16 protein-coding genes are annotated in these 18,833 nt (G+C 62.1%); 5 read left to right on the top strand and 11 right to left on the bottom strand.

What is annotated here, in order from left to right:
• Positions 1-3 precede the first annotated feature (3 nt).
• Both GYH35_RS13145 and GYH35_RS13140 read right to left on the bottom strand, forming a co-directional pair.
• Complete coding sequence (locus GYH35_RS13145; RefSeq protein WP_161828640.1) at positions 4-1,638, bottom strand: DUF1592 domain-containing protein; 1,635 nt, start codon at positions 1,636-1,638, stop codon at positions 4-6.
• Entirely contained in the window at positions 1,628-2,836 is a 1,209-nt protein-coding gene (locus GYH35_RS13140; RefSeq protein ID WP_161828639.1) for a hypothetical protein, read from the bottom strand. Before GYH35_RS13140 ends, GYH35_RS13145 begins: the two co-directional genes overlap by 11 nt.
• 84 nt (positions 2,837-2,920) lie before the next feature.
• Here GYH35_RS13140 and GYH35_RS13135 point away from each other — a divergent pair, with 84 nt between their 5' ends.
• Both GYH35_RS13135 and GYH35_RS13130 read left to right on the top strand, forming a co-directional pair.
• Positions 2,921-3,589 carry a TetR/AcrR family transcriptional regulator gene (locus tag GYH35_RS13135; RefSeq protein ID WP_161828638.1) on the top strand — a complete coding sequence of 223 codons (669 nt, stop codon included), beginning with the start codon at positions 2,921-2,923 and terminating at the stop codon, positions 3,587-3,589.
• A 13-nt stretch (positions 3,590-3,602) separates the two neighbouring features.
• On the top strand, positions 3,603-4,871 hold the full coding sequence (locus GYH35_RS13130; protein WP_161828637.1) for a c-type cytochrome: 1,269 nt from the start codon (positions 3,603-3,605) through the stop codon (positions 4,869-4,871).
• 9 nt (positions 4,872-4,880) lie between these two features.
• Here the strand turns inward: GYH35_RS13130 and GYH35_RS13125 are convergent, their stop codons facing one another.
• From GYH35_RS13125 to GYH35_RS13110, 4 genes are all read right to left on the bottom strand, one after another.
• Complete coding sequence (locus tag GYH35_RS13125; protein ID WP_161828636.1) at positions 4,881-5,507, bottom strand: hypothetical protein; 627 nt, start codon at positions 5,505-5,507, stop codon at positions 4,881-4,883.
• A 189-nt stretch (positions 5,508-5,696) separates the two neighbouring features.
• Positions 5,697-6,557 (bottom strand): DUF2182 domain-containing protein, encoded by an 861-nt coding sequence (locus GYH35_RS13120; RefSeq protein WP_161828635.1) that lies wholly within the window; start codon positions 6,555-6,557, stop codon positions 5,697-5,699.
• Positions 6,558-7,190, bottom strand: a complete 633-nt coding sequence (locus tag GYH35_RS13115) for a DUF1326 domain-containing protein (protein WP_161812271.1) — start codon at positions 7,188-7,190, stop codon at positions 6,558-6,560.
• A 76-nt stretch (positions 7,191-7,266) separates the two neighbouring features.
• A complete protein-coding gene (locus tag GYH35_RS13110) occupies positions 7,267-7,806 on the bottom strand; it encodes a DUF3280 domain-containing protein (protein WP_161828634.1) in 540 nt (179 codons plus the stop codon).
• 252 nt (positions 7,807-8,058) lie between these two features.
• On the opposite strand from GYH35_RS13110, the gene GYH35_RS13105 reads away from it, so the two are divergent.
• The 3 genes from GYH35_RS13105 (at position 8,059) to GYH35_RS13095 (ending at position 13,090) form a co-directional block, all read left to right on the top strand.
• Positions 8,059-9,300, top strand: coding sequence for a DUF2254 domain-containing protein (locus GYH35_RS13105; protein WP_161828633.1), 1,242 nt, complete (start codon positions 8,059-8,061; stop codon positions 9,298-9,300).
• 149 nt (positions 9,301-9,449) lie between these two features.
• Positions 9,450-11,120, top strand: coding sequence for an arylsulfatase (locus tag GYH35_RS13100; protein WP_161812268.1), 1,671 nt, complete (start codon positions 9,450-9,452; stop codon positions 11,118-11,120).
• A gap of 26 nt (positions 11,121-11,146) precedes the next feature.
• On the top strand, positions 11,147-13,090 hold the full coding sequence (locus GYH35_RS13095; protein WP_202624289.1) for a glycoside hydrolase family 2 protein: 1,944 nt from the start codon (positions 11,147-11,149) through the stop codon (positions 13,088-13,090).
• 33 nt (positions 13,091-13,123) lie between these two features.
• Here the strand turns inward: GYH35_RS13095 and GYH35_RS13090 are convergent, their stop codons facing one another.
• From GYH35_RS13090 to GYH35_RS13070, 5 genes are all read right to left on the bottom strand, one after another.
• Positions 13,124-15,805: a xanthine dehydrogenase family protein molybdopterin-binding subunit gene (locus GYH35_RS13090; protein ID WP_202624287.1), complete on the bottom strand. Its 2,682-nt coding sequence runs from the start codon at positions 15,803-15,805 to the stop codon at positions 13,124-13,126.
• Between the two features lie 20 nt (positions 15,806-15,825).
• Positions 15,826-16,311, bottom strand: coding sequence for a (2Fe-2S)-binding protein (locus GYH35_RS13085; protein ID WP_161828631.1), 486 nt, complete (start codon positions 16,309-16,311; stop codon positions 15,826-15,828).
• A complete protein-coding gene (locus tag GYH35_RS13080; RefSeq protein ID WP_161828630.1) occupies positions 16,308-17,177 on the bottom strand; it encodes an FAD binding domain-containing protein in 870 nt (289 codons plus the stop codon). The genes GYH35_RS13085 and GYH35_RS13080 overlap by 4 nt, the downstream gene beginning before the upstream one ends.
• Positions 17,174-17,929, bottom strand: coding sequence for a CoxG family protein (locus GYH35_RS13075; RefSeq protein WP_161828629.1), 756 nt, complete (start codon positions 17,927-17,929; stop codon positions 17,174-17,176). Before GYH35_RS13075 ends, GYH35_RS13080 begins: the two co-directional genes overlap by 4 nt.
• A gap of 82 nt (positions 17,930-18,011) precedes the next feature.
• Complete coding sequence (locus tag GYH35_RS13070; protein WP_161828628.1) at positions 18,012-18,728, bottom strand: TetR/AcrR family transcriptional regulator; 717 nt, start codon at positions 18,726-18,728, stop codon at positions 18,012-18,014.
• Positions 18,729-18,833: the final 105 nt, after the last annotated feature.

Genomic DNA, 18,833 nt, shown 5'->3' with positions numbered 1-18,833 from the left:
CTGTCATTCGACTTCGGCGTCGCGGACCGTCGAGATCGCAGAGAAGTTCTCGCTCAATGCAATGGTCCGCATGAGCTCCGGCACGCGATAACCGCTGGCTTTGAATTCCCGGTTCAGATAATCCATGTACGGACGCTCTTCCATTTCGGTATCGCGTCCCACCGCGAATCGATACATCTTTTCGACCAGGCAGCGCGGCGTCTCCGGATGATCGTGCAATGCCTGCGCGAGTCCGTCAGCGGAGTTGAAAGCGATCCCGTCCAGATCGCCGCTTGCATCGATGCTCGCGCCGTTCTCGACCGAACGATACGTGCCCAGTCCGTCGAAGTTCTCCAGCGTCAGCCCGACCGGATCGGTGATCGCGTGACAACCTGCGCAGGCCGGCTCGGTTCGATGGGCAATCAATCGCTCCCTCGCCGTCGGCATTGCAACGTTCGACGGGTCCTGAACCACCGCGAAGTCCACGTTTGCGGGCGGATCCGGCACTTCCTGACAAAGAAACACTTCACGCAGCGCTTTGCCTCGCAAGGTCGCCGATGACCGGCCAGGGTGGGAATTCACCGCCAGAAACGCCACTTGCGACTGGATGCCGTCGCGGTGTTTGCCCGGCTCGAACACAGTCGGCTCCCAGCCATTGCGCGTAGCGACTGGAACGCGATAGACGACACCTAAGGCACGCGTGAGAAAAGTGTTGCGGGTCGTGAACAGGTCGCGGTAATCGCCCTTCTCGTCGATCAACAGATGCGTGATCGTTCGCAACGTCTGTTCCTGAGCATCGGCCGCGACCGTCGAGTTGAACGCGGGATACACGAGAGGATCTTTCGCCAGGTCGCCGAACTTGTCGAACTGGAGCATGTCCTGGAAGAACGCTCGCACGGCCGCTTCGAATGGCGGCGATGCGACCAGGCGATCCACTTGTCGCTGCAAGCCGCGCCCGCTCTCCAGTTCCCCAGCGCCGGCGGCGCGCAGCAACTCTTCGTCGGGCGTGGAGTTCGTCAGAAAGTAGCTCAACCGAGTGGCCTTGGACCATGCATCCAATTGCACGACCTCTCGTTGCTTTTCCTCGGGCTGCGGCCTTTCGATACGCAGCAGGAATTCCGGCGACACCATCATCGCGGCCAGCGCGAACTGCAGCCCGGCGTAGAAATCGCCCAGCCGATCCTGCCCCGCGCGCGCTGCCTCGACGAAACGCGTTACTTCCTCATCACGCAACGGACGTCGGAACAGCGGCATGCCGTAGTGTTCAACAAAGCGCTTGGCGCACTCACCATCGAACTGACTCGCACCGGATTTCGGTTGGCAAGGAACCAGCTTGGCTCGGTGCTCTTCGCCAACCACCGCAGCGGCAACGGTCAAGGCGGCTCCGTCGTATTGCTCGATGCTGAAGGGCGACATGCCTGCCCTGCCCGTGCCGATCGAGATCAAGCCATCTTCGCGCAATGCGCGTTCGAAGCGAGCCGCCACCGGTATCTCCGGCCCGAAGATGTCAGCGACGGTCGCGCGATACTGAGACTCCGTCAGTCGCCGCATGACGGCCGGACCGCCGACAGCATCCGGCTCTCCCGTACCGTTGCCACAACCGGCGAGCGCGGTGAGCAGCACCGCAAGGGCGCCTGTGAGGACGTATCTACTTTGCATTGCCGCTCGCCTGAATCAACTTGTCGTTGGCGCTCTGCGTTTTCACATCCACCACGAACGCCGGGACCGCCTTGATGTGATATTGAGTGGAGAGGGATGAGCAACGACCGGTTTGCGGATCGGGATCGGCATCCGCGTGCTGATAAAGAGATTGATAGGCGCCCTGGCAGGTATAGCCCAGCACACGCGCTGCGCCGTTCGCCGTATGCAGCCGTAACATCTGCGGGCCCGGCTCCCCCGCGGCATTGCGGGCATTGCGAAAGCCGAACTGCATGTCGTACACCGACTCCACCGGCGTATAGCCCGCCAGAAAGCCCTCGATGACACCCGTTTCCGAGAGCGTCATATGCAGCCGCGCGCGCTTCAGTGGCCGATCGTTGAAGAGACTGTTTACTTCCGTGTAAAAGCGCACGTCGACGGGATCGGTGGTCAACACGCCGTCCTTGATGCGGCCACGCATGCTGGATCGATAGCGCGGATCCTGATGCATGGCATACGTGGCATAGGCGAGCGGCTCGCGTGTCGGACTCAGCTGAATAGGATCGGCGTTCGAGACGAAGCCGACCTCGACATCGTCATCGTTGCGAATGTCGTCGACGCCATCGAGCGTGATCAGGATGCCCCACGAGCCGGTCAGCATGCCGATGCCGAAGCCGTTCGATTGGCCGGTGGATTGAAACGATCGATTGCATCCGACGACCCGAAAGAATTGATTGTCGACGCCGCGCTGACCGTTCCTTCCCACGAAATCCTGGTGCGGACACATGCCGCCCGCAGCGGGCTGCTGCGCATTCGAATCGACCGCATCGAGATCGATGCCGTCGGCCACAACCTTGGCGGATTCGAGCGATCGATAATGCGGATCGGGCGGCGCCGCCTCGGGATTGGCGCATACATTCCGACCGTTGGATGCTGCCGAGATCGCTCGCCCGCCGGCTTCCACTCGCTTGCTGTAAGCGTCGTCGGGCTCACCTTTGCGCCGCTTCCCTTCCGGCGTGGCCGCGTAGATCTCGGCGACGTTGAGCGACATGCCTCGGGGACACGCCCCTGTCTGTGCGGCATCGTCCCCGAGCGCATAACGAATGCCCGTCACGACGAACCCCGCCCTACCGTTCTGCACGAACTCGGGCGACGCCGCCCCGGCAGCCCCTGCCGACAGCAACAGCGCAAACGTCACAACTGACGAAGTTCGGGTCATCGAGTGCTCCATCCATTTCTGACGTGCATGTTAATAACAGGGGTGTTAGCATGTCAATGCAGCGGCAAACCCGGAATTTCGACCATGGCTCGACCCATCATTGCTTCCGACGAAGAGATCCTGCAGGCGGCGCATCGAGTGCTCGACCGGCGCGGGCCGGATGCTTTCTCGATTGCCGAAGTGGCAGCCGAGGCCGGGATTTCGCGCGCCACTATCATTCTGAGATTCAGGAGCACGAGCGCGCTCAAGCTCACGCTGTTGACGCAGGTGGTTCAGCACTTCGCCGCGGCCATCGCCCAGGTACCGAAACCGAAGGGTGGCGATGGCCTGCTGCACATCGCGGCGTTCATCGGAACCCACCTGCACTCCCGCGAAAGCAGTGCGAAGTTCTTCGCGCGCTACAACGCCAATCTGCAAGACCCCGAGCTCACCGACCTGGAGCACAAGCGCGGCAAGATTCTCCTCGACGCCATTTCGGCGGTGATGCCGAAAGTGGCGATCGAACACGATGCGGCCGTAAGAGCCTTTCTCTCGCAGCTCACGGGAAACATCATTGCCTGGCTCGCCACGGACGATCAGGATTCGAGACGTTACCTGGTGCTGCGGACTCGAGATTGGCTGCAGTTGGCGGGCATCCGCTTCAGCGAGGAACTGGTCAAGGAATTCACGGCGGGCTCCACCGCGCCCATAAAGAAAACATCAGCATCGACGCCAGCGCGCAGCGCGCCGCGAGCCAAGCGTCGTTCGAACTGAGAGCTCTCGAAGAATGACCATTCGCAGGATGGGCCTGAAAGCCGCCGCATTGATTGGCGCCGTTGCCGTGGGGTTCGCGGCGTATCTATTCTGGCCGCAGCCGCAAGTGCAGCCGAAGGAACTCGCCGCGCTCCAAGGATCCGTGGACCAAGGTCGCTATCTTGCCACCGTGGGCAACTGTGCCTCTTGCCACACGGCCAGGAATGGCGCCCCTTATGCCGGTGGCGTGAAGTTTCACACGGAGTTCGGCGAGCTGTATTCGACAAACATCACCTCCGATGTCGAGACGGGCATTGGCGCCTGGTCGTTCGACGATTTCCATCGAGCGATGAAACACGGCGTGCGCCCGGACGGGGCCCAGCTATATCCCGCCTTCCCCTACCCGTCTTTCGCGAAGATGACCGACTCGGACATCGCGTCGCTGTTCCTGTACATGCAGACCGTTGCACCGGTGAAGTCGGCGGCGAAAGCAAACGATCTGAGCTTCCCCTATAACATTCGCTTTGCCCTGCGCGCCTGGAACAAGTTGTTCCACGAGCCCACCCCCTTTGCTCCGGATCCGAAACAATCCGCCGACTGGAATCGCGGCGCCTATTTGACGCAAACGGTCGCGCATTGCGGCGCTTGTCACTCCCCGCGCAACTTCCTTGGCGCCGAGCGCAACGATCTGGCCTTGACCGGTGGCGTGATGTTCGACGAGGTCAAACCCGGCAAGTATCGAGAATGGTCCGCCGTGAACCTGACGCCTCACGCGACCGGCTTGGGACACTGGACCGACGCGGACATCGCCTCGTACCTGCAAAAAGGAGAATCGGAGCGCGCGATCGTGCACGGCCCGATGATCGAAGTCGTTCTGAACTCCACACAGCATTTCGCGGCCGCGGATGTGCGAGCCATTGCAACGTATCTGCGCGGAATTCCCGCTGCCGCGCCCCCTAGCGGTAGAACGCCAACATCGGAACAGCTCGCGTCAGGCAAGATCTCCTATACCGTGCACTGTGGCAGTTGCCACTTGCCGACGGGGCTGGGCGACAAGGGCCTCGGCGTCACGCTTGCCGGCAACAGCATCGTGCAGGCTGCCGATCCTTCGTCCTTGATCAACGTGATCCTCTACGGCCCCCGCCTCCCTCCGCCGCCGTTCGTTTCCGAACGCACTCGCATGAAGCCCTTTGGCAAACGCTTGTCGGATGAAGACATCGCGAACCTCGCAAGTTACGTTCGCGCGAACTTCGGCAACCAGGCGGGCGCGATCACGCCGGCACAGGTGAATCGTCAGCGCTGAGCGTTGCACTCAAGGCGCGCTGGCGTCCTCTTTGGTCTCGAAAACCCGCAACTCGCCGTTGTATTCGTTGCGCGAAAACACGACATAGCCGACGCCGGAGTAGGACCAGGACACGCGGCGGGTGTCGCTGCCAAAATAAAATGGAATGCCTTTCTTGCCGGTGGATTTGGAAGACACATGATCGGGCGATCCGATCGCGGCGATGACCTCACTGTCGAGCATCTCCGGCGTGATGTTGGCGAGATCGATCGTGCGCCGTGCGGCCGGCTCCAGCGGCTGGGCGGTCGCCAGCGTCGCGTTGGATTTCATTTCCGTGATCAACCGGCAACAGCTCTTCAGCGTTGCGTGAGCCAGCCCTTCTTCGGCAGCGTCGAGACTGGATTGAAAATACCAGCCGTGGCCTGACGTGCCGCGAAGCTGGTAGTAGTAGGTCTGCCCCGGCTGCCACTCGGCATCGCCTTGCCAGCCCGGCGTACCGCTCGCCGCCGGCCAACGAATTGCGAGCTTGTGTTTGCCGGGATCGACGACCGCATGCGCAAAGCCCTGCTGCGGGACTGCGAAGATCTGCGTGCCATCGACATCGATTTTCGCGGCCAGCTTGGTCGGTTCGGCGTACTCGCGATAGACCACCATCATGGCCTTGTCCTGAGGCGGCGATGGCAGAACCATTTCGCCGAATGTCGGCCCGGTTGGCGCCGCCGCGCAGCCTGTGAGAGCCAACGCAAAGATTATGTATAGATGCCGAAGCCCGCCGATCTTCATGCTGATCCCCATTCCGTGTGTTTGGTCTGCGGGATCGAAGACTGCCTCAGCAGTGCACCGTTCTCAAGCTGCAGAAGTCAGCGAAACGAGCGAAATGAGCGGCTCTTCGCTATATGAGGCCAGCACCATCCAGGCGCCCGTCGCGATACACACGACGCCGGCGGCGCGCGCGATCCACTTTCCCCACGGCGCAACCTTCTCCAACAGAACGAGCAGCGCCAGGATCGCGATCCAGAGCACGTTCATCACGCCCACCACGAACAACAGCGCCATGAGCACCCAGCAGCAGCCGACGCAATAGATCCCGTGCAGAAACCCCAGGTGAACGCAACCGCGTACATCGCTGCGGAATCCGCCATGGCTCATCAGGAACCCCAGCGGCGTCTGGCACTGAGCGAGACACGCGTTCTTGATCGGCGTCCATTGATAAACGCCTGCCGCAATCAGCACGGCGGCGCCCAGCCAGATGTTCGCGCTCGTCATGCGGGCATCGAGCAGCGCCTGCCGCTCCAACAACCATTGAATAACCGTTGCCGCGAGAGAAAAGCCCGCCCAGGCCAACAGATAACCGGCGGCGAACCAGCCGGTCGCGGCGAATGGCTGGCTTGTGTCCTTTCTCTGCCGAACCACACGCGCATACATGAGGATCATCGGAGCCGCCGACGGCGCCATCATGCCGATCATCATCGCCGCCCACATGACAAACACGAAGGCGAACTCGACAGCGCTCCACGGCGCAGCAGCCGGGGCCATCATCCCGATGCCGGCGGGGACCATGCGGAACTCGCTCATGTCCATGCCGTTCATGTCCATGTCGGCGGCGAGCCAGAGAAGATAGGCCCACGCGAGCGCGGCGATCACGGCGAGGGCGCTCGCAACGATGAGACGATCCCGACGCAGCACTGTTTCCAGCGCGAGCTGCATTCAGGAAACGTTCGACCAGCGGATCGACGCGTACAGACCGTTTCTTCCCGAATTATCCCAACGCATGCCACGATCGCTGAACGTGTTGCCAGCGGCGCCGACCGCCAGCGCCATCTTGTCGGCGCTGACCGGATGGCCGAGATTCGCCCACATTTCCCCGCTCGGGTGCATGGTCGGCAACGGTTCGACGGACATGCGCAGAATGCCCGGGATTTCCGCCGAGCGCGTCTTGCCATCGATGCGGAATGCGATGGGGACTTTGCTCACGCCCAGGTTCTTGCTGATCAGCGGAGTGAACGCCGCCATGGGGCCGCCGGCAGCGCCGGTGAATATCGCCGTCAGCGCCTCGGTCTGCTCATCGTCGGCGCGCTCGTCGATGTAGGTGGCCGCCGACCAATCGCCGTCTGCCATGACGCCGGGCGCCTGGAGAATCACGAAAACATTGAGTCCATCGAGGACGACGTCGCCATAGCGGCCGCTGTCGATATGGAAGACCAGCGGCACGTTGCAAAAGCCCTCGGTCGGTCGCGAGGTCAACGGCGCTGCTGCCGAGACCAAACACGGACACACGACGCTGCAACTGCAATTCTCGAAATAGTCACCGGACAGGTGCCATGAGATTGGGTCCGCCATCGCTCTCTCCCGCTTGCTTCGGATGAGCTCTGTGTGACGAAATGGTACGCCCCGCGAGGCCGGCGACAAAGCCCGGCTATCGTTCGAGCCGGCTCTGCAGCAACCGATCCTCGATCAACCGAGTCGCACCTCGGCTCCAGGAGTAATCGGCGCCCATCCGCAGGCCGCTGTCCGCAGCTGCGACGACAGCGCCTGTCCGGGCATCGCGGACCTGAAACTTTACTACGTATTCGGTGCGGCTTATTCGGCTCACGACACCCACCAAGGACTGCTCCGCTCCGAGCTTCAAAGCGATCTCGGCGTCGCAGCCGTTGCAGTCGCGCAGTGTGTGACCTTTAACAGCGGGCGCTTCCACATTGGCGACATCGACCAGCGTGTAGCGTCCGGAACGCGCAAAAAGCTGTCGAACCTGCGCCGTGACGTTCGACAGTTGCGTGGCGTCGGACGAGTCGGTGGAGGACACGTCGGCGCTGAAATCCTCGAGCTCGAAATCGAACAGGGCCAGCTTGATCGGCGCGGTTGCGGCGCCGGCATCGAATGCCCCAAGCAATCCAGCACACAACAATGCCGCGATTGCTGACCTGCAGTTTGCAGTTCCCCGTTGCTCCTGAAACATACATAGCCTCCGTTGCCTGACTTCGCCGTACGAGGTCCCAGCTGACTTCAGCGGACAGGCGCTACGCGCGCATCATTATTTTCATGATTGTTCCTGACAAATTTTCCGGATTACGTCTCCATGGCTTCGGGCAACGCCCGTTCGCGGACGCCGCGGTGGTGAAAACGTGCACACAACATCGTGCGCTGATCGGGACCCAAAGACTCAGTCCGGGACTTAGGGCCGTAGCGTCCTTTCAATATGGCATCGTCTGTGCGCCGCGCTCGACCCTCCTTTCGCCTGTCAACGGGCCTGTGGTTCATTCCATTGATGTGCGTGATCGCCGGCCTGGGTTTGTCTGTCGGCACGATCGCGATCGACAAGGCCTTCGACTATGAGCTGGTTCCCGAGTGGATCAGCGGCGGTCCGGACGCTGCGTTGGAGATTCTCGGGACCGTAGCGGCGTCGATGGTCAGTCTTGCGGCCCTGGTGCTGACGATCACGATGGTCGTCGTGCAGCTCGCGATGGGTCAATTCTCGCCACGCATCGTCCAGCGCATCTTGCAAGACAAACCCAGCCAGCTCGCCATCGGCGTGTTCGTGGGTACGTTCGCGCACGCGATGCTGACACTTCGCGAAGTGCAAACCGACGGCGGCGGCACCGTGCCCGGGCTCGCGGTGCTCGTTGCATTCATCCTGGTCGTCGTCAGCATCATGGTGCTGGTCTGGTATGTGAATCATATCGGTCGCAAGCTGAGGGTGTCGGCCCTCATCGAACTCGTGGGCACCGATACCCGCAACCTGCTCGACACCCTATATCCAGATGCTGGCGCGCCCCGCCGCTTCGAACGTCCAACGATCTGCGCACCTCACTCCGGTGTCGTCACCAGAGTCGACTACCGAGCGCTCGTGCGAATCGCAGAAGAGGCCGATTGCACGCTCAATTTGCTGCCTGCTCTCGGTGAGTTCGTGCCCGCTGGCGCGGCGCTCTTCGAGGTGGAGGGGGCGCGGGAACGGCTGGATTCGAAAGCCGCCCTGGACTGCGTCGATAGTGGACTGGAACGCACCCTCGATCAGGACCTGGCCTATGGCTTGCGGATGCTGGTCGACATCGCCGAGCGCTCCCTGGCGGAATCGCCTTTTCTGGATCCTACGACCGCAGTACAGGCAATCGACCGGTTACACGACTGCTTGCGTCAGATGGCGCCTCGCCCCTTTCCGGACGGCCGGCATCGCGATGACCACGGCGTCGAACGCTTGATTACGCGAGTCATGACGTGGGATGACTACGTCCATCTCGCGTTCGATGAAATCCGCCTGGCTGGCGCCGGCTCGCCACAGATCGAGCGCCGCATGCGCGCAGCGCTCGAAGATTTGCTCACTATCGCTCCGCCCGATCGGAAGGGGTCGTTGCAAAAGCAGCTGGACTTGCTGGACTCCGGCTCACAAGACGCGATGGACCACACGATCGATCGTCAGCGCGCCTCGAGGGCAGATACACGCGGCCTGGGGTGACGCACTCACTCGGGCAGCCCGCGGTTTACTTCCCGTCCGCGATTAAATACGATAAATAGGACCAGGCCACCATCCGAGCGGCCGCCGCGCATTTCGAGGGGATCGTTCTGAACACGACGCGCCGTATTGCCCGCATCCCTTTGCGCCCCATGGCCGCCGCCGCTGTGCTGCTCGCCCTGCTTGCGCCGCTCAGCGCTGGCAGCGTGGAAACATCCGCAAAGGCGCAGCCGGCGCGTCCCAATGTGGTTGTCATCCTGCTCGATGACGTGGGTTTTTCGGACATTGGCAGCTTCGGCAGCGAAGTCGCCACCCCCAATCTGGATGCGCTCGCGAAGGGCGGACTACGCTTTACCCAGTTTTACAACAGCGCGCGCTGCAGCCCGTCGCGCGCGTCGCTGCTGACCGGCGCCTATCCGCATCAGGCCGGTGTGGGTCATCTCGAGGCGATCGCCATCGAGGGCTCGAAGGGGCTGCACGGCAAACTCTCCGATCGCGTCGTTACGCTCGCGGAGGTCTTGAAATCGGCCGGTTATTACACGGCCATGTCCGGCAAGTGGCATATCGGCATGAGCCGCGGCGTCGCGCCCTGGCAGCGCGGTTTCGAGCACTCACTCACTTCGCCCGCCGGCGAGATCTACTACCCTGACCAACCTCAGCCCAACGCGAAGCGCCTGTATATCGACGGCCGCGAGGTTGCGCCGAACTCACCGGAAGTAGGCGCCGGCTATTGGTACTCCTCCGACTTGTTCGTCGACTGGCAGGCCAGGTTCATCGACGACGCCAGGCGCCAGCGCAAACCTTTCTTTCTCTATCTGCCCTTCGTCGCGTCGCATTTCCCGCTGATGGCGCCACCCGATGAAGTAGCAAAGTTCAAAGGCAAGTATCTGCGCGGCTGGGAGGTCTTGCGTCGCGAACGTTTCGAGCGGCAGAAACGTCTGGGCATCGTCGCGCCGGACACCGAATTGCCTGAGCGCCTGAGCAACACGTACGACTGGGACAAGCTTTCGGCCGAGGACAAGGACCGGTTCGACACGATCATGGCGGTCTATGCAGCGACCATCAGCCGGATGGATCGCGCGGTCGGCACGCTGGTCGAGCGACTGAAACAAGCCAACGAGCTCGACAACACGCTCATCCTTTTTCTCGCCGACAACGGCGGCAATGGCGAAAGCGGACCTGACGGACGCCTGCGCGGCGACGATCCCGGCGGCGCTCGCTCGATCGTCTGGGCCGGCATGAACTGGGCGACGCTGCAGAACACGCCGTTCCAATATTTCAAGCATTACACCGAGGAAGGCGGCATCGCGACGCCCTTCATCGCCCATTGGCCCAAGGGCATCGCCGCCGAGCTGCGCGGAAAATTGGTGACAGAGCCGAGCCATCTGATCGATGTGATGCCGACGCTCGTCGAGTTGAGCGGCGCCACCTATCCCAAAACATTCAACGGTCACGCAATCGTCCCGATGCAAGGCCGCAGCCTGACGCCATCGTTTCGCGGCGAATCGCTCAGCCGTGCCGAGCCGATCTTCTGGGAGCACGAAGGCAACCGCGCAGTGCGCGACGGCAAGTGGAAGCTCGTCGCCCGGTTCGAGCAGCCCTGGGAATTGTTCGACATGTCCGTCGACCGGGTCGAGCTCCACAATCTTGCGGCCACCCAGCCCGAGCGCGTTCGACAGATGGCCGCGCAATGGGACGCCTGGGCCGAGCGGAGCCAGGTCGATAAATGGGTGCACGCTTACGACCCGTATTTGAAAGGCAAACCGCGCCACAACTGGGGCGGCGGCGAAACCCCGGAACGCCCGTGGGCAATGAAGCGCTAACCGCGCGCAATGAGGAAACACAGACGATGAGAATGATGACGAAGCTTGCGGCGGGAATCCTGATCGGCATCGCAAGTTTGTCCGGCCCGATGACCGCACAGACTGCAACGCCCACGACTGCGCCCGGCGCCAGCTACGTTGGCCCGATCGTGACGAAATGGGGCAAGGCGGTGACGCCCGAGAATGCCTGGCGAAGCTACCCTCGCCCGCAACTCGAACGTCCCGACTGGCTCAATCTCAATGGCTCGTGGGATTACGCGATTACCAAAGCGGCCGCGGCTCAGCCGAAGAAAATGGACGGCAAGATTCTGGTCCCGTTCGCGGTCGAATCGAAACTCTCCGGTGTGGCGCGCAAGGTGCTGCCGAACGAGCGTCTCTGGTATCGACGCAGCTTCACCGTGCCGGCGACGTGGAAAGGCAAGCGCACGATCCTGCACTTCGGCGCCGTCGACTACGAATCGCAGGTCTTTATCAACGGCGCCCCCGTCGGCGCGCATCGTGGCGGATCCGACCCGTTCAGCTACGACATCACAGAGTTTCTGAAGTCGGGCGCCAACGAGCTCGTCGTGCATGTGTCCGATCCTACGTCCACGGGCGACCAGCCGCGCGGCAAACAAACATTGGATCCACAAGGCATCTGGTACACCGCCGTTACGGGCATCTGGCAGACGGTGTGGCTCGAGGCCGTTCCCGAGCTCTACATCAAAGATGTGCGTGCAACACCTGACATCGATCGCGGTGTGGTCTCGGTGGAAGTAGCGCTCAACGCCGCCAGCAGCGGCACCGATGCAGTTCGACTCACCGCCTCGGCGAACGGCAAGGTCGTCGCCTCTACTCTCATGCGCGGCAATCGCAGCACGACGCTCGCTATTCCGGATGCGCGGTTGTGGTCGCCGAGCGATCCATTTCTGTACGACCTCACCGCAGAGCTCGTGAAGATCGCGGATCTTGGCGTCTCGAGCGGACGCGACGCACGCATTGCGCCTCACACCACCCAAGAACAAAACGCCTACGCTGCCGCGAAGGTGCAGTCCGAGGGCGGCGACAAAGTCAAAAGCTACTTTGGAATGCGCAAGATTTCGGTCGGACCCAACGCGCAGGGGCGCCCCGTGCTGCTGCTCAATAACAAGCCGCTCTTCCAGAACGGCACCCTCGATCAAGGCTGGTGGCCGGACGGTCTGCTGACGCCTCCCTCCGAGGAAGCGGCGCGCAGCGACATGGTCTTCCTGCAGAAGGCCGGGTTCAACATGCTCCGCAAGCACATCAAGGTCGAGCCCGCGCGTTATTACTACGACGCGGATCGGCTCGGCATGCTGATCTGGCAAGACATGCCCTCGGGCTCGATGGCCGATCAGTCCGTGCGCCGGCAGAGCGATCGGGAGGCGACGTTCTCCTCCACCGCGATGGCCGAGCATCAAAGCGAGCTGGCGCGAATGATCGGCGCGTTGCGCGCGTTTCCGTCGATCGTGATGTGGGTGACCAACAATGAAGGCTGGGGCCAGTACGGCGCGCGCACGATGGCGACGCTTGCCAAGAACATGGATCCGAGCCGCCTGGTCAACGCAGCCAGTGGCTGGATGGATGTCGGCGATGCCAGCTCCGACATCTTCGATATCCATACCTACGAGGAAGTGCCGAACACTCCCGTCGCACACGGTCCTCGCGCACTGGTGGTCGGCGAATATGGCGGTGTCGGATTGGCGGTCAAGGGCCATCTCTGGTTCCCGGACCGCGACCTGAAGATCTATCAGGTGGCGCAGACACCCGAAGACTATCTCGCCCGCTACAAGCGCAAGTTCGAGGAAATCATTCGTCAGGCGAAAGAGGCCGGCGTCAGCGCGGCGGTTTACACCCAGACCACCGATGTCGAGAGCGAGCTCAATGGACTGCTGACCTACGACCGTGAGGTCGAGAAGTTTCCGGCAGCAACGTTCTCGGAGATCGCCCAACCGCTATTCGATCAGAAATGAATCGAGACGACCGGGTGCGCCGCTCTTGCGGCGTTACCCGGTCGTCGTCGAGGCGCGCTGTCCGGTCACCTTGGCAGTGCCGAAGATGCCGAGCTTGGCTTTGCCGAACAGCGTGTCGCCGTCGATGAGCAACTCGTACTTGAGCGTGAGCGGCATGGGCTTGGTGACCTTCATCTCCCATTTGAGCAGGTTGCCGGTCACGGTGCCTTCGAAATCCTGGGAACCCTGATCGCTCGCGAGCGTGCCTTTGAGCACACCGCCCTGTGTTTCGAAATGCCCGGTCATCGGCTGCGGCCCCATCGGGGTGGCGAGCACCATCTTCCAGGAACCATCGACCAGCACTCCTGCTTCACGATGAGGCGTGACCTCCTCCGCCGGTGACGCAATCGGTTCGGGCATTGGCTGCGTGGCGGGCTTTTCCGCAGGCTTTGCAAGCGGCCGACCTTCGATCACAGCCAGCAGTTTTGGCGGTGTCAGCGGCAGATCCAGTGGCACTTCTCCGAAAGGCGCGAGTGCATCGGCAATGGCATTCACGAGCGTCGGTGGTCCGATGATCGCGCCGCCCTCGCCCACACCGCGAAAACCGCCTTCGGATTGCGACGGCGTGCACGCATGCAAGTATTCGAAGTCGGGCACGTCCGCGATCGACGGCAGCAAATAATCCTTATAAGTGACGGCGAGCGGATTCCCTCGGTCGTCATAACCGGTTTCTTCCAGCAGCACTGCACCGATGGCCTGCGCGAGGCCGCCGGCGATCTGCCCCTCGACCACGGCGGGATTGATGATGGTTCCGCAGTCCTCGCAAGACAGCCAACGCCGGATCTTCACGAAGCCCGTGTCCACATCGACTTCAACGACGCACGCATGAGCCGCGCTGGTGTAAGTCACGGGCGGAGGATCGTAGCGATATTGCGCTTCCAATCCCGACTCCATACCCGGTGGCAAACGAGACGGCTCGCCGTAGGCAATCTCGGCGATCTGGCGCAGACTCCGCGCCTGCTTCTCCGCGCCAGCAATGTGCACGATGCCGTTGTCGATCGCGATACTCTCAGCGGAAACATTGAAGATATGAGCCGCGACGCGCACGACTTTCTCTTTCAAGAGCGCTGCTGCCCTTCGACAAGCGCCGCCACCAATCACACCTTGCCGGCTACCCGCCGCGCCCGGCCCGAAGCCGCCGCGCGAGCTGTCCCCTTCAAACACCTGAACATCTTCGTAGGCAACGCCCAGCTGATCTGCGATCACCTGCGCCATCGTGCTCTGCGTGCCGTGCCCCTGCGAGTGCGTACTCATCAGCGCTGTGACCGTTCCCGTCGGCTCGATGCGAAGCTGGACGAACTCGCCTGTCATGGGCGCCATGCTCCCCGCCGCGCCGGTAGGCTCGATGTACGCCGCAATACCTAGGCCCAAGTATCGGCCCTCTTGTCGGGCGGCCGCTTGTTCGGCGCGAAACGCGGTGACATCGAATTTCTCGAGCAGCTTCTCCAAGCACTCCGCCGGCGTGATGTCTTCCAACGGAATTCCCAAAGGCGTGGTGCACGGTTGATCCGCCTTCGTGATCAGATTGCGCCGACGAATCTCGACGGGATCGATCCCAAGTTCCCTGGCGGCAACATCCAACAACGTCTCTCGCGCCAACGATTCCATTCCCCAGGGTCCGCGATACGCGCCCAAGCCAGCCGTATTGGAATACCACGCTCGGGAATAAAAGCCGCACTGTGGCATTTTGTAAGCCGCCCACATAAACATATGGACGGCGACATTGGCGTCGGGCACTTGCGGAAACGCGCCGCTGTTGAGGCTGTAATCGGAGTGCGAAGCCAGCAACTTGCCGTCCCTGTCGAGTCCGATGCGTACCGTCATCTCCTGTTCGCGCGCCTGGCAGGCCGCGACCAGGTTCTCCCAGCGATCCTCGATCCACTTCAAGGGGCGGCCCAGCAGCATGCATCCCACGATGACGGACATCTCCTCCCGCCACGGGTGATTCTTGAAGCCGAACCCGCCACCCACGTCCTTGGCGATGACACGAATGCTCAAGTGCGGCTGATCGAGCGCATGAGAAAGATAGCGCGCCACCAGATGCGGGCTCTGGCAACTGATATGCACCAGCAGCTCATCGCCTTGTTTGCTGGCGACGACGCCGCGCGTTTCCATCGGTGATTGGGCAATTCTTTGATGACGGACGGTCCGCGTCAGCAAGTAAGGCGCGCTGGCCATAGCCGCTTCGAGATCCTCATCCTGCTCGACGCCAATCACCGCTCCGACGTTGGAATCGGCGCCGGTATGGATCGGCGGCGCCCGCATGGCTTCGGCGATGGTGACGACCGGCGTCTCCTCTTCATATTCCACGGTGACGAGACTGGCCGCGTCTTCGGCGATGTATCGATCCTGGGCAACGACCATCGCAATCGGTTCGCCTACGTGCGCCACGCGATCACGAGCCAGCAACGGAAATGGGAACTCCGCGGGCGGCGTGAAAAAGAAGGTCAACAGCTTGGCATTGAAGCGATCGATCTCCGTAGCCGTCAACACAGCGAGCACGCCTGGGAGATCGCGCGCAGTCGAGATATCAAGCGAGCGTATGCGTCCACGCGCGATGGGGCTTCGAACAAAGGCGACGTGCAACATTCCAGGGAACACCACGTCGTCCACGAAGGTGCCCCGACCGGTCAGCAGACGTGCATCTTCCTTGCGCGGCAGGCGTCTGCCGATCACCGCTCCATCCACATGCAAAGTCACGGCTGCTTCGCCTCGCTCTCGCCGGCAAGCTTGAGAATGGCGCGGCGAATTCCTTGGTAGCCCGTGCAGCGGCAGACGTGACCAGACATTGAAGCAAGCAAGGTCTCTGCGTCCGGTTTCTCTGCGCCCCCCGTTAGCGCGGCGAGAGTCATCACCACGCCTGGAGTGCAAAATCCGCATTGGAGGGCGTGCTCATCGCGCATCGCCTGCTGGATTGGATGCAGTGAGTTTTCGTCTGCCGCGAGCCCCTCGACCGTGGTCACCTTACAGCGATCGGCCTGCACCGCCAGCATCAAACAGGAACGAACCGCGAGGCCATCGACAATCACCGTGCAGGCGCCACACACGCCATGCTCGCAACCGACATGCACCCCGGTGTATCCGGCATCGACCCGCAGAAAATCGGACAGCAGCATCCTGCCTTCCACGGTCGCTCGTTGCCTTCGCCCGTTAATCGACAGCTCGATCTTGTGTTCGCTCATGCTGCCTGCCGCTGCTTCAGCGCTTCGCTCAGAGTGCGCACGAAAATTCGCCGCGCGACCGTGCGACGGTACTCAGCCGTTGCATGCCGATCGTCGAATGGGTCGGCATCGGCAATCGCTAGCTCGGCGAGCCGCTGCGCATCGAGACTCCCAATGCTCTGCCCCACCAACGCCGCCTCGGCTTGCCGGGCCTTGATGGGCGTGGGGCCCATGCCAAACCACGCGATGCCCGCGCGTGCGATCCGTCCACTCTCGATCACCACCGCGCCTACCAGGCCAGCCAAGGCGAAGTCCCCTGGACGCCGTGCGATCTCCCGAAACAACGGCATTGTATTGACGGGCCACTCCGGAAAATCGATCGATGTAATGAGCTCGTCCGAACTGAGCGCTGTCGCATAGGGCCCGAGATACATTTCCTCGGCGCGGATTTTTTTCACGCTTCGAACGGACCGCACTTCGATGGACGCACCGAGTGCAACAGCAGTGGCCGGAAGCTCCGCCGCAGGCTCGCCAAGCGCGATCGATCCGCCGATGGTTCCGCGGTTACGCGTTTGATGATGTCCCACATGCTGTGCGGCGGTGACGAGGACAGGCAATGCCTGCTTCAGAATGTCATTGGAGATGATCTCGCTCTGGCGCACCACAGGCCCGATGCGCGTGCCGCCGTCCGCTCGAGAGACAAACTTCAACGACTCGATTCGATTGATATCGATCACTACGAATGGCTGGCTCATGCGTAGCGCCAGCAAAGGCAAGAGCGTCTGGCCACCGGCAAGCACAGTGGCGCCGCCACCCGCTTCAGCGAGCAAGGCACACGCCTCCTCGACGCTCTTGGGTGCGTAGTAATCGAAGGGCGCCGGCTTCATTGGCGCTCTCCACGGAGCAAGCGCGCTAAAGCCGCAGCATCCACGACGATCTGGGCCGCGGCGATTCTTCTGCCATATTCAACGCCGGCGACACCGACGAGAATGACGAGCAAACCAATGCCGAGCCCCGCCCAATCCGAACCCGTGCCGCCATCCCCTCGCCCGACCAGGAAGCCTGTCAGCGCGGCGACGACGACGGCGAGTATCCATGCGTACGGAAGCGATTCTTTGGCTCGCGAACTCGGTGCGGATTCGGTTGTAACCACCGCTTGTGAGATCTCGCGGCTGGCCGCACTTGGTGAGGATGCAGGCACACCGCCGACGATCTCACCGAACTTGCTGAAGAACCTGGCAGCGAACTGCTTCGCGGTGGCGTCAATGATCGGCCCGCCCAGCTGCGCCAGGCGGCCTCCGACCTGCGCGTCCATGTCATAGAACAATCGCGTTACGGCGCTCTCACTCTGCAAACGCACGTATATGGTGGCTTTGGCCGAACCCACCGTGCCGCCCTGCCCCTCGCCGATGAGCGTATAGCCTTGGGAGGGTTTGATATTGGAAAGCGCGATGTTTGCATTGAAGCGCGCGCCAATCGGCCCGATCTTGACCTCGACGACGGCACGCAGCCGATCGTCGCCTTCGCGCGAGAGCGATTGACACCCCGGAATGCATTGCTCCAGGACTTGAGGATCGTTCAGCGCCTGCCAGACCCGATCGAGCGGAGCCGGGATCCGCTCCTCCCCCGTCATCTTCATGGCGTTCGCGCCCCAGGTTATCGCGGTGACCACCCACTATACAGAGTGTAATGCGAGTTTCCTGACAGCAGGCGACAGCTGGCTACATCCTGCGAGCGGTGCGCCCCACGCGCTTGACTGTCGCCCGCTTCGGCAGCGTTTTTCCGGCCTTCGATCCGCCGCCATGAAAACGAGGATGGGTGAGAAACTCGTGCAGTGAAGTAGCGACCATCTTGACCGCCACGTCGACAAAGTCCCGCTCCTTGTTCATCGAAATGGTTTCGCCGACCCAGGCGATTTCAATGACCAGCAACTGCGCTCGGGCGCGCGCGTCGACATCCGGCGATGTTTTTCTAACAGCAGCGGCAAAGGCAGGCGCACGCCGCGCCAGCGCAGCGATCCATGCGGCGATGGCCGCAAACCCGTAACGCGGCCGATTGGCTCGCCGATGCGCAGTCACCTCGGTCAGCACCGAAGCGATAGCCTGCTCCTGCTCGAGGAATCCGCCAACCTCGCGGAGCCATGTTTCCAATTGCTCCACGCTGGGATACGGCCCAGGCAGGCGCTCCATGTACGGCAACGCCCGCGCCACATAGTGCTCCATGAGCTCGTTGAGGATGACTTCTTTATCGCGGAAGTGCAGATAGAACGTCGGCCGACTGGCGCCTGCTTCGGCCACGATCTGATCGACCGTAGCGCCGTAATAGCCTTCCCGGAAGAACACCGCCCGTGCGGCATCGAGTATCCGCCGACGAGTCTGAGCTTTCTGCGCATCGCGCAGGGTGGGCTTGCGAATCGAAGCACGTTGTACGACGGTCATCGCTCGCGTTTTACTCCCCGTTCACTCGCCTTACAAGCTGTCTATCTAAATTGCAGACATCGGCCGTCTGTCGCATCAGATCAAGATCGCGGCGTCGCGGGATGA

The organism is Steroidobacter agaridevorans, from assembly GCF_009932555.1.
GTDB classification, from domain to species: domain Bacteria; phylum Pseudomonadota; class Gammaproteobacteria; order Steroidobacterales; family Steroidobacteraceae; genus Steroidobacter; species Steroidobacter agaridevorans.
The sequence above is the reverse complement of the archived record's forward strand: the minus strand, read 5'-3'. Positions and strand labels throughout refer to the sequence as shown.

Excerpts from the sequence above, each read along its gene's own strand:
- GYH35_RS13145 (WP_161828640.1), bottom strand. The coding sequence starts at position 1,638 with ATGCAAAGTAGATACGTCCTCACAGGCGCCCTTGCGGTGCTGCTCACC.
- GYH35_RS13140 (WP_161828639.1), bottom strand. The coding sequence starts at position 2,836 with ATGACCCGAACTTCGTCAGTTGTGACGTTTGCGCTGTTGCTGTCGGCA.
- GYH35_RS13135 (WP_161828638.1), top strand. The coding sequence starts at position 2,921 with ATGGCTCGACCCATCATTGCTTCCGACGAAGAGATCCTGCAGGCGGCG.
- GYH35_RS13130 (WP_161828637.1), top strand. The coding sequence starts at position 3,603 with ATGACCATTCGCAGGATGGGCCTGAAAGCCGCCGCATTGATTGGCGCC.
- GYH35_RS13125 (WP_161828636.1), bottom strand. The coding sequence starts at position 5,507 with ATGATGGTGGTCTATCGCGAGTACGCCGAACCGACCAAGCTGGCCGCG.
- GYH35_RS13120 (WP_161828635.1), bottom strand. The coding sequence starts at position 6,557 with ATGCAGCTCGCGCTGGAAACAGTGCTGCGTCGGGATCGTCTCATCGTT.
- GYH35_RS13115 (WP_161812271.1), bottom strand. The coding sequence starts at position 7,190 with ATGGCGGACCCAATCTCATGGCACCTGTCCGGTGACTATTTCGAGAAT.
- GYH35_RS13110 (WP_161828634.1), bottom strand. The coding sequence starts at position 7,806 with ATGTTTCAGGAGCAACGGGGAACTGCAAACTGCAGGTCAGCAATCGCG.
- GYH35_RS13100 (WP_161812268.1), top strand. The coding sequence starts at position 9,450 with ATGGCCGCCGCCGCTGTGCTGCTCGCCCTGCTTGCGCCGCTCAGCGCT.
- GYH35_RS13095 (WP_202624289.1), top strand. The coding sequence starts at position 11,147 with ATGAGAATGATGACGAAGCTTGCGGCGGGAATCCTGATCGGCATCGCA.
- GYH35_RS13085 (WP_161828631.1), bottom strand. The coding sequence starts at position 16,311 with ATGAGCGAACACAAGATCGAGCTGTCGATTAACGGGCGAAGGCAACGA.
- GYH35_RS13080 (WP_161828630.1), bottom strand. The coding sequence starts at position 17,177 with ATGAAGCCGGCGCCCTTCGATTACTACGCACCCAAGAGCGTCGAGGAG.
- GYH35_RS13075 (WP_161828629.1), bottom strand. The coding sequence starts at position 17,929 with ATGAAGATGACGGGGGAGGAGCGGATCCCGGCTCCGCTCGATCGGGTC.
- GYH35_RS13070 (WP_161828628.1), bottom strand. The coding sequence starts at position 18,728 with ATGACCGTCGTACAACGTGCTTCGATTCGCAAGCCCACCCTGCGCGAT.